Below are 12188 nucleotides of genomic sequence, written 5' to 3'. Positions count from 1 at the left end.
TCTCAGGCATAGGTCGCGAGAGACGGGGCACCCGTTGTGGCGGCATCGGCGCTGAGGGATCCGATGGAACGCGGCCCGGGGGATCGGGTGCACGAACGCGATTCCTCGCCCATTGCCCTGCCCCGGCCCGTCAGGACCGGAGGACGACAGGACATCCGCAACGGCGCGGAACAGCTGGCTCTGTCTGCCTTGTTGGCGAGAACACCCCACGACGAGGAGGGCATCTGCCCATGCACGCCCAGGCCACAGCAGCTCTACCGAAGAACATGACGTTCGAGCGGATGCTTGAGACGGTGCGTTACGAAGGCGCTTACCCCACCCGGGAGCGCGCCGAGGAGTCGGTGACCGCCGTTCTGACCGCCCTCGGAGGGCAGCTCGCCGGCGGCGAACGCTCGTCCCTCGCCGTCCGGTTGCCCGCCCAGGCCGCCCGTCTGCTCAGCGCCGACGGACCGGCCGAGCCCCTCAACGGCCAGGAGTTCGTGAAGGAACTGGCCGCGCGCACCGGCGGCACCACCGCCACCACCCGCTGGGACACCAGCACGGTCCTCACCCTCGTCGGCCGCCTCGCCGGGAGCGATGTCCTCAGCCGAGTCCTGGCACAACTGCCGCCGGGCTACGCCCTCCTGTTCGGCCGCGCCGAACTCACCCAGGCGGCGCGGCAGAAGCCGGTGACCGCCACCCTGCCCGCGGCTTCCCAGGTGCTGAACCGGGCGCCGAAGGACCTGACCACAGCGGGGAGTTGACCGGCGGCCGGTGGTCTCGACGCGGCCGGCTGAACGAACTCCGCCGTGTTCCGCCGTCGGCTACCCGGTGTTGTCGTGAGGGAGACGGTCGGTACGGCGGGTGACGGCGCGCCGCGGCGCGGCGAGTGACCGTCCGCGGTCGCTCGCCCCGCTCCGCCCCGCCGCGCGGCCCGCGCAGACATGTCAGAGACGGATCTGCTCCGTGGACGGGAACGAACGCGGTCAGGAGACGTCTACCGGTCGGGCGGCCCGGCCGCCCCGCGCGCCGCGGCCAGCAGCCCGTCCCAGTCCGGGATCTTCACCGACCGGCGCCCCAGCGACGCCCCGAGCGCCGACTCCGCGTCCTCGATCGCCAGCCAGCCCGGCCACTCGACGGGACGGTGCCCGTCCGCCCGGAGCGCGTCGACCGGGTCCCGCGCGATCCGGCGCCCGGCCAGCCGCGGCGCGTCGGCCAGGAGTGAGACCACCGTCTCCTTCGCACAGGCGCGGTTCGTGCCGATCACCCCCGTCGGGCCCCGCTTGATCCATCCCGCCACGTACTCGCCCGGCGACGCCGCCTCACCCCGCACCACCCGCCCCGCCAGATGCGGCACCGTGCCCGACGTCTCGTCGAACGGCAGCCCCGCGAGCGGCACCCCGCGGTAGCCGACCGCGCGCAGTACGAGCCCTGCCTCGATCTCCTCGTAGCTCCCGGTGCCGCGCACCCCGCCCGACCCGTCCGGCGCCGTCCGCTCGAACCGTACGGCCGTCACCCGTCCCTCGCTTCCCAGCAACTCCACCGGACGCAGGAAGAACCGCATATGGATACGGCGCGCCCGGCCCTGATCGGGCATCCCGGCCCAGCCGCGCACGACCTCGATGTTGCGCCGGTTCACGGCGGCGAGCGGTTGGGCAAAGAGCCCCGGCGCCCGCTCCGGCCCGGCGGTGCCGGTGAGCGGCACCGGGGCGTACGCCGGGTCGAGCGCCAGGTCGGCGGGCTCCACCCGTACCTCTGCCGCGGGCAGCGCGCCCAGTTCGCGCAGCTCCTTCGTCGTGAACTTCGCCTGCGAGGGACCCCGTCTGCCCACCATGTGCACGTCGCGGACCGCGCTCCCGGCCAGCGCGCCGAGCGCCGGGTGCGGTACGTCCGTCGGCTTGAAGTCCTCCGCGCCACGGGCCAGGACACGCGCGACGTCGACGGCGACGTTGCCCACGCCGATCACCACGACCGAGCGGGCGCCGAGGCCGAAGCCGGCCGGCGCGGCGTCCGGGTGCGCGCTGTACCAGGAGACGAAATCGGTCGCGGAGTGGCTGCCCGCCAGCTCCTCCCCGGGGATGCCGAGCCGGCGGTCCCGGGCGGCGCCGACGCAGTAGACGACCGCGTGGTACAGACCGAGCAGCCGCTCGGGTGTGAGGCCGTGCGCGCCGATCTCCACATTGCCGAGGAAGCGGACACGGTCGTGCTCCAGCACCGAACGCAGCGTGTTCTGAAGCGATTTGATCTTCTCGTGGTCCGGTGCGACGCCGTAGCGCACGAGTCCGTACGGGGCGGGGAGCCGGTCCAGGACATCCACGAGGATGCCGGGGACCAGCGGCTGCTGGACGAGGGCCTGGGCGGTGTAGACCCCGCTGGGGCCCGATCCGACGACGGCGATGCGCAGCACGGCGCACTCCTTCCGGCGAGAGGCTTTCCAGCATCGCACCGGTTGGTGGAGCCGGGGAGGAGCGGCGCCGCCGCCTTCTGGAGAAGCGCCGCCGCCGGGGGTACGGCAGTGCGCTGACCGAGTGCGATGCGCGCCGAGGCGTGTGTACCACGGCGATAAGGGAGAATTGCCTGATTAAGTGGTGAATGTGTCAGAACTTGAGATGACTTCCGCCGATGAGCCCGCGACGCCCGTCTGGCCCCGGTGGGAGGTGCAGGGATACGGAACGGTCAGCTGCGACACGCCGCCCGGTGGCCGCTGTGAGCTTCCGCCGGACGCGCTGGTACCGCCCTGGGTCGACATCCGGCTGACATTCGCCGACGGGGCCCGCGTCGATGTGCTCGCCGTGCCGCGGGACGGCGTGATCGCCGTCGAGGAGGCACGCGCCGATCCGCCGCTGCCGCTGGACGAGCTGACCGAACTGGGCGCCTGGATCGAGGCGCCGCTCGCGTACGCCCGCGGCGTGGTGGCGGGGCAGCACCATGTGGAGGTCGCGCCGCTCACCGGTGGCGCCGTGGCGACCGGCCCGTCCGCGTCCCCGTCCGGGGCCGCCCCGCCCCGTACACGTGACACGGCGGTCGCCGTCGTGGCCGAGGACGAGGGGTACGAGTACGAGGGCGGCGCGCCGGACGCCGGCGTGCGGTTCCCTGCGGAGGAGGAGCCCGCGCCCGTCGGCCGGCACCGGGCGGACGACTCCGTGTCGTCCGCCCGCGCGGACCGGCGCGGGGTCGCGGCGACGTACCGCAGGGCGCAGCAGTTGGGCCAGGACCCGGTCCTGGTGGTGATGTGCGCGACGGGGTACGGGCGCCGCGAGTCGCTCAGCCTGATCGCCAGTGCCCGCGACGACGGATACCTGACGCCGCGTCACCGCCGCCACTGACCGCCCCGCGCGTCCGCCGCCCCGTGTGCCGGTCCCGGACGCCTACAGCGAGCGCATCCGGTTGATCTCGGACGTCTGCTGGGCGATCACGTCGCTCGCCATCTCTTCGAGCTGGACGTTGTTGCCGGCCGAGAGCGCGTCGGTCGCCATCGTGACCGCGCCCTGGTGGTGCGTGATCATGAGGCTGATGAAGAGTTCGTCGAACTCCTTGCCCTTCGCGGCGCGCAGCTTCGCGAGCTGGGCTTCGGTGGCCATACCCGGCATGTCCATCGCGCCGTGGTCGTGGCCCCCTTCCCGCTTCGCCTTCTCCTCGCCGCCGTTGAGCTTCAGCCAGCCCTCCATGGCGCCGATCTCCGGCTTCTGCGAGGCGTTGATGCGCTCGGCGAGCCGCTTCACCTGGCCGGATCCGGCGCGGTCCGGGGCGAGATCGGTCATCACCAGCGCCTGGCTGTGGTGCTCGATCATCATCGTCGCGTAACCGAAGTCGGAGGAGTTGGGCGTGTTGTCCGGGATCTCCTTGGCCGCCTCCTCCGGGGAGAGGGTCCTGGACTTCTCACCGGGCTTGCCCGGAGCGACGATCTGCCCCGTCGCCCCGCTCTTGGTCTCGCTCCCGGCGCCGTCCTCCCCCGAGTCGCAGGCGCCCAGGGCGAGTAGGGCGGCGAGGGCCGAGGCAGCCACGACAGGCCGGAGGGCACGCGGACTCCTGGTCCGGATCAACACGGTGACCTCCTGGGGTGCTTGACGTGTATCTGGCATCTGGTTAGGGACTTTCCTAACACGCCTACGGACACGAGTGATCGAAAACTTTCATTACATCTAGGTTTCCATCTGTTGTGATGTACATGAGAAGGACGATACTGCCCAGGTCCGTAAGCCGTTCAACTGAGAACGGATACAAGGGAGGACGCAGTGACTTCGTTGCACACCACGCGGGTGCGGCGCAGACGTCTGGGCGTCGCAGCAGCCGCTGCCGCCGGGCTCTTCGCCACACTGCTGGCCGCCGGACCGGCGGTCGCCACACCCGACCCCGGTGACAAGCCGGCCAAGGAGGAGACCTCCAAGAGCCAGCGGGCCGAGGCCAAGAAGGCCATCGAGAACAACGACATACCCGGTGTGGACGAGATCATCCACAGCGACAACATGAGCCATGTCGCCAACGTCCCCAAGGAACACCTCAAGGGGACCAACTCGGACATCGCCTTCCAGGGGAAGTACGCCTTCTCCGGCAACTACGACGGCTTCCGGATCTTCGACATCAGCAAGCCGTCGAAGCCGAAGACCGTCGCCCAGGTCCTGTGCCCCGGTGGCCAGAACGACATCTCCGTCTCGGGCGACCTGCTCTTCCTGTCGACGGACGCCTCGCGCAGTGACAACTCCTGCTCCAGCGTCTCGCAGCCGGCGACGGAGAAGTCCTCCTGGGAGGGCATGAAGATCTTCGACATCAGCGACAAGCGGAACCCCGAGTACGTCGCGGCCGTCGAGACCGCGTGCGGCTCGCACACGCACACGCTGGTGCCCGAGCGCAAGAACGTGTACGTGTACGTCTCCTCGTACTCGCCCAGCGCCACGTTCCCGGACTGCCAGCCGCCGCACGACGGCATCAGCATCATCAAGGTGCCCCGCAAGGCGCCCGAGCAGTCGAAGCTCGTCGACTTCTCCGTCCTCTTCCCGGACGGCGGCAACCCCGGCGCGCCCACCAACCCCGGCGTCTCGGCGACCACCGGCTGCCACGACATCACGGTGCTCCCGTCCAAGGACCTGGCCGCCGGTGCCTGCATGGGTGACGGCATCCTGTTCGACATCAAGGACCCGGAGAAGCCGCGGGTCATCGACCGCGTCCAGGACAACGTCAACTTCGCCTTCTGGCACTCGGCCACCTTCAACCAGCGCGCCAACAAGGTCGTCTTCACCGACGAGCTCGGCGGCGGCGGCGCGGCCACCTGCAACGAGGAGATCGGCCCGAAGCGCGGCGCCAACGGCATCTACGACATCCTCGGCAAGGGCGACAAGCAGACGCTGAAGTTCAAGAGCTACTTCAAGATCGACCGCCCGCAGGCGGACGCCGAGGTGTGCGTGGCGCACAACGGATCGCTGATCCCGGTCAAGGGCAAGGACATCATGGTCCAGGCCTGGTACCAGGGCGGCATCTCGGTCTGGGACTTCACCAACTCCTCGAAGCCGAAGGAGATCGGCTACTTCGAGCGGGGCCCGGTCACCCTCGACCAGGTCACCACGGCCGGCCCCTGGTCGGCGTACTACTACAACGGCTACATCTACTCGAACGACATCGCCAAGGGTCTGGACGTCATCAGGCTCGACGACCGCCGGACGGACGAGGCGAAGCGGGTGAAGATGGACGAGCTCAACGTCCAGACGCAGCCCGACTACTTCGAGGACTTCTGAGTCACCGAGGACTTCCCGGTCGCCGGGGACGGCTGAGTCCCCGGTGATTCCCCGAGTCCTCGGGATTCCGGGCCGTCACGCGTTCCGCCGGGCGGGCTCCCCGCCCGGCGGAACGGCGTACGCCGGGTCCAGGCCGAAGCGGTGGAACAGCTCGCCCCGCAGGCTGGCCAGCGGCATCGCCGCCCCCGGCAGCAGTATCGCGAACACCGCGCCCATCATCAGCGCGCGCAGCAGCGGATATTCGCTGTCCACGTCCTTCGATCCGTAGCGCACCATCGTCTCGCGCAGCAGTTCCGCGAGCCGCTGCTGCTCCGGGCACTGGACGAAGCCCTCGGCCTGGAGAATCCCGGCCATGTGGGCACGCATCACCACCGGGTGGTCGACCGTGAGGCCGAGTACGGCGTCGATCGCCCGCGCGAGCAGCTCCCGGCCGTCGTCGGTGCGGGGCTCGCGCTCCAGGGCCGCCGCCAGGGTCAGATGCATCAGCCGGTGCACGGCCGACTGGAACATCGGGCGCTTTCCGGGGAAGTAATACGAGACCAGTCCGCGTGCCGCACCCGCCCGGTCGGCGATGTCGGCCAGCGTCGTTCCGTCGAATCCCCGCTCCTCGACGAGGTCCACCGTGGCCTGCAGAAGCCGTTCGCGGGAACGCCGGCGAAGTTCTTCATTGACCGATGGGCTCCGCGGGGACATGCTGGACTCCTGCGTTGACTGGCTCTTAGCCAGTATACTCGGCACGTCCCCGCGGACCGCCCATCGGGCCTGGTCGGCGTGGGTGAAGGCTGTCCGTCTTGGGCGACGCGGGGGATCGCCCAAGACGGACAGTGCTACCACTGTCCCGTTCGGGGACAGTGACGGTACGTCAGGCCGTGCAGTACTGCGACTCCTTGCCGATGGACCGGTACATGCAGTCGGCGTTCTCCAGGAGCTGGAGCACCGCGTCCCGGTTGCGGCTGGTCTCGCGCTCGATCACCTCGTCGGGCGGGTAGAACCCACCGCCGCCGGCGCTGCCCGGGTACATCTCGAAGGTGTACGCGAAGACCTTCTGGTTCCCCCACAGCCAGTCGTCGATCGATCCGTCCGTGATGTAGAGGTCGCTCGCCTGCTCCGCGGTGTAGCCGTTGCTCGCCGCCATCTTCCCGCCGACCGCCGCGAAGGCGTTCCGGTCGTCGATCGTCATACCGGGAGCGGTGTCGGCCCGCGTGTAGCCGTACGGCCACAGCACCAGCTCGCTGTATGTGTGGAAGTCGATCGCCGCCTTGATCTGCTGCTTGCCGCCGACGACCCGGCTGCGCGCGAAGTCCGCGACGACCTTGACCTCCGGGGCGGACTCGGCGCGCGCGCCTCGGTACGTCTCGGAGCCGGGGGTGCCGGATGAGCCGCCGCAGCAGCCCCACTGGTAGGCCCAGTTGCGGTTCAGGTCCGTACCGATCGCCGAGGAGCCGGAGTTGGGCTGGCGGTTCAGCCGCCAGCTCCGGTAGGAACCGGTCGCGATGTCGTACTCGCCGCCGTCCGGATTGACGTCCGGGACGATCCAGATCTCCCGGTTGTTCACGGCGTTGGTCACCCGTGAGTCGGTGCCGTAGGTGTTGCCCAGCTCCCGGATCAGATACAGCGCCATCTCGACGGTGAGGTGCTCGCGGGCGTGCTGGTGGTGCGTGAACAGCACCTCGGGCTCGTTCTCGTCCGCCGTCACGTTGTCGCTGATCTTGACGGCGATGATGTCCCGGCCCTGGTAGCTCTTGCCGATGACGCGCTTGCTGATGAGGTCGGGGTGAGCCGCGATCCGCTGGTTGATCTCGGCGTTCATCTCGGCGTAGTTGTGGTATCGCGAGTCGGCCGACGGGAAGTCGAACGGCTCGGCGGCCCTGCCGTTCGTCCGGGCGGGCGGGCCGGGCAGCACGTCGAGCCGGTAGCCCTCCGCGCGCAGCTGCCGCGCCTGGCTGTCGGTGGCGCTGACGACCGTCGAGCGCTCGCCCGCCTCGTCCACCGATACGCCGGCGGAGGCGAGGGCGGTACGCCCCATGACGTCGGCCACGCCGGGTATCTCGTACTGCCGGACGCGCTCTTCGGCGGCCACGGGCGCCTCGGGTGCGGGCTTCGGATCCGGGGGCGCCGCCTCGGCCGTGAAGGGGACGGCCACGGCGAGCGCCAGCATGGCCGCGAGGGTGGCGGCCTTCCATCTGGCCTCGCGTGCGCGAAGTCGCATGTTCTCTCCTGGATGGGGAGTCGTGTGGGGGGCTCGGCCGCCGTACGTGCCGTGCGGCGGCCGGCTGTTCGCGCCACATGGTGGAGTGCTGACATGATCCGGTCAAGTGGCGAACTTCGGCCATCGGGACCGGTACCCGCGCATCACCCGCCACCGACCCCTGGAGGGGGGCGCGGCGGCCGTCTCCCGGGCGCGGGTGCCCGGTGGGACCGGGGCGGCCCCGGTGACTGTCGGGGCGGGGCGGGACCGTGCCGTCGGCGCGTACGGCGGGGGAGCCGTCCAGGGCCCCTGTCGTGGCCTCCGGGACGATCCGGGAGGACCTGAGACCCCGGACGAGCCGTTCCCGTGCCTCAGGGCGGCCTGCGCGCCCCCCCCCGCGTGCCCGCGTCCCGTCGCCGCCGCCCCCTCGTGCCCACCGGCGGCCCCCCCCCACGAGGCGGCCGACGCGGGCGCGGGCATCACACAGCGGGGCGGGCGCCCGGCCCGCCCCGCAGTGCGCCGTGAGGCCCGAAGGAGTCGTCCGCCGCCCCTGGGCGGGGGTCTCAGCGGGTGAGGGCCAGAACGGGCCGCAGGCCCGACGGGCGTTCCTCCACCGGCAGATGGTCGACGAAGTGCACCGCGCAGCCCAGTTCGGCCGCGCCGCCGTCCGCCTTCCGGTCGTCCCCGACCATCAACACGTCGCGCGGATCCTGTCCGACGGCCTCACAGGCCGCGCCGAAGAGGCGTGCGTCCGGCTTCTGGACGCCGTGCTCGTACGACAGCACATAGGCGTCGACGAAGTCGTCCACGCCGTGGGCGCGGAAGACCGGACGCAGGTCCCAGCCGATGTTGCTGATCACGCCGACCCCGATGCCCTCCCGCTTGAGTGTGCCCAGCACCTCCGCCGTGTCGGCATAAGGGCGCCAGGCGTCCGGTGTCCGGTGGCGTTCGTAGAGCGCGTCGTACAGCCGCGGGTCCGGCAGCGCGACCCGCCGGGCGAGACCGGTGTACGCGGCCCTGTGCCGCTCGGCGCTCTCGTCGCGCGTGGCCCAGAGCCCCGCCAGCTCCGGCGGCACCTCCTGCGGTGAGGGACCGCCGGGCAGGGCCCCCGCCACGGCGAGCTCGACCGCGTACCGCCGGACCTCGGCGGGCGGCACGTGAACGCTCAATTCGTCGAGTGCGGACCGGAGCCAGGATCCGGCCGATTCGATGCGGAACAGAGTCCCCGAGAAGTCGAAAAGCACACCCTTGATCTTCATGGACCCGATCCTTGCCGGGTCACCGCCACCGGGACAAGGCCCGTCCTCCGTACGTGGCGACGGAGACGGCCACCAGGCACGCCCCGAACAGCCAGCCCGCCACCACGTCCGAACTCCAGTGCACCCCCAGCCAGACCCGGGTGAAGCCGACACCGAGCACCGACACCGCCCCCACCGTCACCGCGACGCGCCACAGCGGGCCGCTCAGGCCGTGCGTGCGCAGCAGCCACAGCAGCATCCCGACGGTGACGGTCGCGGTCATCGCGTGGCCCGAGGGGAACGCCGCGAAGTGCGCCGAGTCGACCGGGTCGGGCCATTGGGGGCGCTCGCGGCCGACGGCCGACTTCAGGCCCTGCGACACCAGGGCGCCCACCAGGCTCGTCAGGGCGACCCAGCAGGCGAGCAGCCGCTCACGGCGGAACCAGAGGACGAAGAAGGCGACGGCGGTGAGCAGACGCATCGTCCAGGGGTCCCACACCCAGTCCGTGAGGATCCGGTTCGCGTGGGTGAGCCCCGGTTCGGCCACCGCCCACCGGTGGAGCTCCAGCGAGACGGTCCGGTCCAGGGAGAGCAGCGGCCCCCACTCGGCGGCGACGAGTGCCAGCAGGATCAGGGAGGCCGCTCCGAGCACCGCGCCGACGCGGGCCGGCGTCACGGGTCCGGGCGGTGTGGACGGTGCCGGTGAGGCCGGTCGTGGCGCCGGGGGCACCGCGGGGGATTGCATGGGGAGATCCTTACGACGAAGGGCCCCGCCAAGCTATCCCAGCGCGCGTAGTGCCGGGATGAAGGCCACCACGACCGGAACGGCCGGCACCAGCGCCGCCGCGGCCGTGAGCCGCAGCCGACGGCCCGCCGTCAGCCGGGGGAGCGGTGTCAGCAGCCGGTCCACCCGCCGCGGCAACTCGCCGCCGGGCGTCGGGCAGGGGCCGAACACCCCGCGGTCCTGGTTCAGTTCGACCAGGGCCAGCGCGATCGTCAGTCGGCCGAAGCGGCGCGAGGCGACGTCGTCTGCGGCCAGTTCGACCAGGCGGTGCATCTCGGCCTGGAACGCGGCGAATACCGGTACCTGGGGGAAACCGTTGGCGAGCGCCGACGAGCAGTGCAGCAGCCAGTCGTGCCGGGCGCGGGCGTGACCCTGCTCGTGGGCCAGTACGGCATCGAGCTGACGGCCCTTGAGCCGTCGCAACGCGGCCGTGGTGATGACGAGTTGGGGTGCGGCGCCCGGCAGCCACCAGGCGCCCGGGCGCTCGCCCTCCAGGACGACCAGCGGGCCTTCACCGGGCTCCTCGCCGGGCAACAGCGGTGACCGCACGAGCAGTTCGCGGCGGCGCCGCCTGCGGCGCGTGTGCGCCCGGTGGATCTCGCGCGTGAGCATGGCGCCCGTCCACACCCCGCCGGCCGCCAGGATCACGGCCAGCGCCGCCGACCACGGGCGGTGTGTGCCGAGCGCGTACGCCTCGACGACCCCGCTCGGGGCGGGGGCGAAGACATGCCCCCGTACGGCCAGCCAGGCCGCCGCCGCGCTGAACGTCATGGCGAGCGCGAAGCAGAGCAGCACGGCGGCCACCACGCACTGCCAGACCCAGAGGGCCACCACCGGCTCGCGCTCGGGCCATTCGGCGCGGGCCAGCAGTCGCGGGGCGACCACGGCGGCCAGCGCACCGAGCGTCAGCAGCACGAGGGAGACCATCATGGTCGTCAGTTTATGAGTGCGGCGCCGCTCAGCGGGCCGGTCGCGGGCGTCAAGTGACGCAGGACACGGTCGTCGCGGGTGTCGTATCTGCCGGACGCGCCGGACGCGCCCCGCCGGGACGGTGTCCGCGTCGGCCGGTGGTCCTGACGCGTCACCGGTCCACGCGTCAGAGCGTGAGCAGCATCGCCAGCATCGCGATGCCCATGGAGAGCCGGCAGGCCAGCGCCAGCTCCGGCCGGTCCTCACAGACATCCGCAGCCGGGTCCCTCGCGGCGTCCGTCACGACACCCGTCGGCGCACCCGCCACCCCGACGTCCGCCGTGGCGCCACCGGCGGCACGGCCGTCGGCGACCGCCCCCACCGCGCCCCCGCCCTCCGCTGCCGTCACGCTCCGCAACGGGAGCAGCCGGGCGCCCGTCCACAGCACGTATCCCGCGTAGTAGATCAGCAGCACACCCGTGGCCAGCGGTGTCCCGCCCGCGCTGTGCGCGCCGTGCGTGCCGCCCGGCAGCAGGGCCATCGCCACCGCCATGTAGACCATGGCGAGCAGACCCACCAGATGGTGCAGATGGTGCGACGTCCTGCGGGCCGGTCCCAGCGCGCACAGCGCGGCGACCCCGAACACCGCCACGTACACCAGCCAGACCCAGCGCGGTGGTGTGACCACCGCGGCCGGTACGGCCATCGCCGCCATCCCGAACCCCATCAGGGCCTCGCCGCCCGCGGTGCCCTCCGCCGTGCCGCGTCCCGTACCGCGCCCCGTGCCCGTCGTCCGGAGCAGCCGGAGCAGGCAGTAGGTGCCGGCCGCCGCGCAGAGCGCCACGACCAGCCAGCCGGCCGTCGCCGGTCCGTGCACCGCGCACCTCCCACTCGCCCGGGTCCCGGCCTCGGGGCGGGTCCCGGTTCCAACGATGTCCACACAAACGGTGTCAACGGTGAAATGCCCCTGGAGTTCGAGGCGCACGCGAGCGCAGGGAGACACGGGGGGAGCGCACCGGGGGACACAGTCCGCTGTCAAGGGCGCGGAACCACGTGCTTATCGCATTCCGCTGGAAACGGAAAACGTGAAGAAATCAGGCGGACAGCCGGTCGCGCCGTTCTCCTCGCACGACCCGGGGACCGTCGACACCCGCTTCCGGTGGACGCGCGAGAAGAACTGCGACACCGCCGCACTCCAGCGCGCTGGGCACGGAAACCGGGCCCGGCGGCTCCGCGAGCACTCGACGGGGGCGCGCGGAGGCGGTCCTGAGTGGTGGGGGGGGGGGGGGGGGGGGGGGGGGGGGGGGGGGGGGGGGCGGGGGGGGGGGGGGGGGGGGGGGGGGGGGGGGGGGGCGGCGGGA

The 12188-nt window shown here is 71.8% G+C and carries 10 protein-coding genes and 1 pseudogene; 3 read left to right on the top strand and 8 right to left on the bottom strand.

The window, feature by feature from the left end:
- Positions 1 to 266: 266 nt before the first annotated feature.
- A pseudogene (locus ACZ61E_RS05755) lies at positions 267 to 656 on the top strand (DUF2267 domain-containing protein); the annotation flags it as partial.
- A 320-nt stretch (positions 657 to 976) separates the two neighbouring features.
- On the opposite strand, the gene ACZ61E_RS05750 reads toward ACZ61E_RS05755, so the two are convergent.
- Positions 977 to 2386: an FAD-dependent oxidoreductase gene (locus ACZ61E_RS05750; RefSeq protein ID WP_469697832.1), complete on the bottom strand. Its 1410-nt coding sequence runs from the start codon at positions 2384 to 2386 to the stop codon at positions 977 to 979.
- 202 nt (positions 2387 to 2588) lie between these two features.
- On the opposite strand from ACZ61E_RS05750, the gene ACZ61E_RS05745 reads away from it, so the two are divergent.
- On the top strand, positions 2589 to 3305 hold the full coding sequence (locus tag ACZ61E_RS05745; protein WP_469697830.1) for a DUF6214 family protein: 717 nt from the start codon (positions 2589 to 2591) through the stop codon (positions 3303 to 3305).
- Positions 3306 to 3347: 42 nt separating this feature from the next.
- Here the strand turns inward: ACZ61E_RS05745 and ACZ61E_RS05740 are convergent, their stop codons facing one another.
- Entirely contained in the window at positions 3348 to 4061 is a 714-nt protein-coding gene (locus ACZ61E_RS05740; RefSeq protein ID WP_469697828.1) for a DUF305 domain-containing protein, read from the bottom strand.
- Positions 4062 to 4214: 153 nt separating this feature from the next.
- Here ACZ61E_RS05740 and ACZ61E_RS05735 point away from each other — a divergent pair, with 153 nt between their 5' ends.
- Positions 4215 to 5708: an LVIVD repeat-containing protein gene (locus tag ACZ61E_RS05735; protein WP_469697827.1), complete on the top strand. Its 1494-nt coding sequence runs from the start codon at positions 4215 to 4217 to the stop codon at positions 5706 to 5708.
- Positions 5709 to 5783: 75 nt separating this feature from the next.
- Here ACZ61E_RS05735 and ACZ61E_RS05730 read toward each other — a convergent pair whose 3' ends face one another.
- The 6 genes from ACZ61E_RS05730 to ACZ61E_RS05705 form a co-directional block, all read right to left on the bottom strand.
- On the bottom strand, positions 5784 to 6329 hold the full coding sequence (locus ACZ61E_RS05730; protein WP_469697826.1) for a TetR/AcrR family transcriptional regulator: 546 nt from the start codon (positions 6327 to 6329) through the stop codon (positions 5784 to 5786).
- A gap of 241 nt (positions 6330 to 6570) precedes the next feature.
- A complete protein-coding gene (locus ACZ61E_RS05725; protein WP_469697824.1) occupies positions 6571 to 7917 on the bottom strand; it encodes a M14 family metallopeptidase in 1347 nt (448 codons plus the stop codon).
- A 542-nt stretch (positions 7918 to 8459) separates the two neighbouring features.
- On the bottom strand, positions 8460 to 9155 hold the full coding sequence (locus ACZ61E_RS05720; RefSeq protein ID WP_469697822.1) for an HAD family hydrolase: 696 nt from the start codon (positions 9153 to 9155) through the stop codon (positions 8460 to 8462).
- A 19-nt stretch (positions 9156 to 9174) separates the two neighbouring features.
- Complete coding sequence (locus ACZ61E_RS05715; protein ID WP_469697821.1) at positions 9175 to 9879, bottom strand: phosphatase PAP2 family protein; 705 nt, start codon at positions 9877 to 9879, stop codon at positions 9175 to 9177.
- A 33-nt stretch (positions 9880 to 9912) separates the two neighbouring features.
- On the bottom strand, positions 9913 to 10848 hold the full coding sequence (locus ACZ61E_RS05710) for a M56 family metallopeptidase (protein WP_469697819.1): 936 nt from the start codon (positions 10846 to 10848) through the stop codon (positions 9913 to 9915).
- A gap of 166 nt (positions 10849 to 11014) precedes the next feature.
- Positions 11015 to 11704 (bottom strand): DUF5134 domain-containing protein, encoded by a 690-nt coding sequence (locus ACZ61E_RS05705; protein ID WP_469697817.1) that lies wholly within the window; start codon positions 11702 to 11704, stop codon positions 11015 to 11017.
- Between the last annotated feature and the right edge of the window lie 484 nt (positions 11705 to 12188).

It is taken from the genome of Streptomyces sp. NPDC104581, from assembly GCF_055583685.1.
This window is presented reverse-complemented; position numbering and strand designations above follow the sequence as displayed.

Excerpts from the sequence above, each read along its gene's own strand:
- ACZ61E_RS05745 (WP_469697830.1), top strand. The coding sequence starts at position 2,589 with ATGACTTCCGCCGATGAGCCCGCGACGCCCGTCTGGCCCCGGTGGGAG.
- ACZ61E_RS05740 (WP_469697828.1), bottom strand. The coding sequence starts at position 4,061 with ATGCCAGATACACGTCAAGCACCCCAGGAGGTCACCGTGTTGATCCGG.
- ACZ61E_RS05725 (WP_469697824.1), bottom strand. The coding sequence starts at position 7,917 with ATGCGACTTCGCGCACGCGAGGCCAGATGGAAGGCCGCCACCCTCGCG.
- ACZ61E_RS05720 (WP_469697822.1), bottom strand. The coding sequence starts at position 9,155 with ATGAAGATCAAGGGTGTGCTTTTCGACTTCTCGGGGACTCTGTTCCGC.
- ACZ61E_RS05715 (WP_469697821.1), bottom strand. The coding sequence starts at position 9,879 with ATGCAATCCCCCGCGGTGCCCCCGGCGCCACGACCGGCCTCACCGGCA.
- ACZ61E_RS05710 (WP_469697819.1), bottom strand. The coding sequence starts at position 10,848 with ATGATGGTCTCCCTCGTGCTGCTGACGCTCGGTGCGCTGGCCGCCGTG.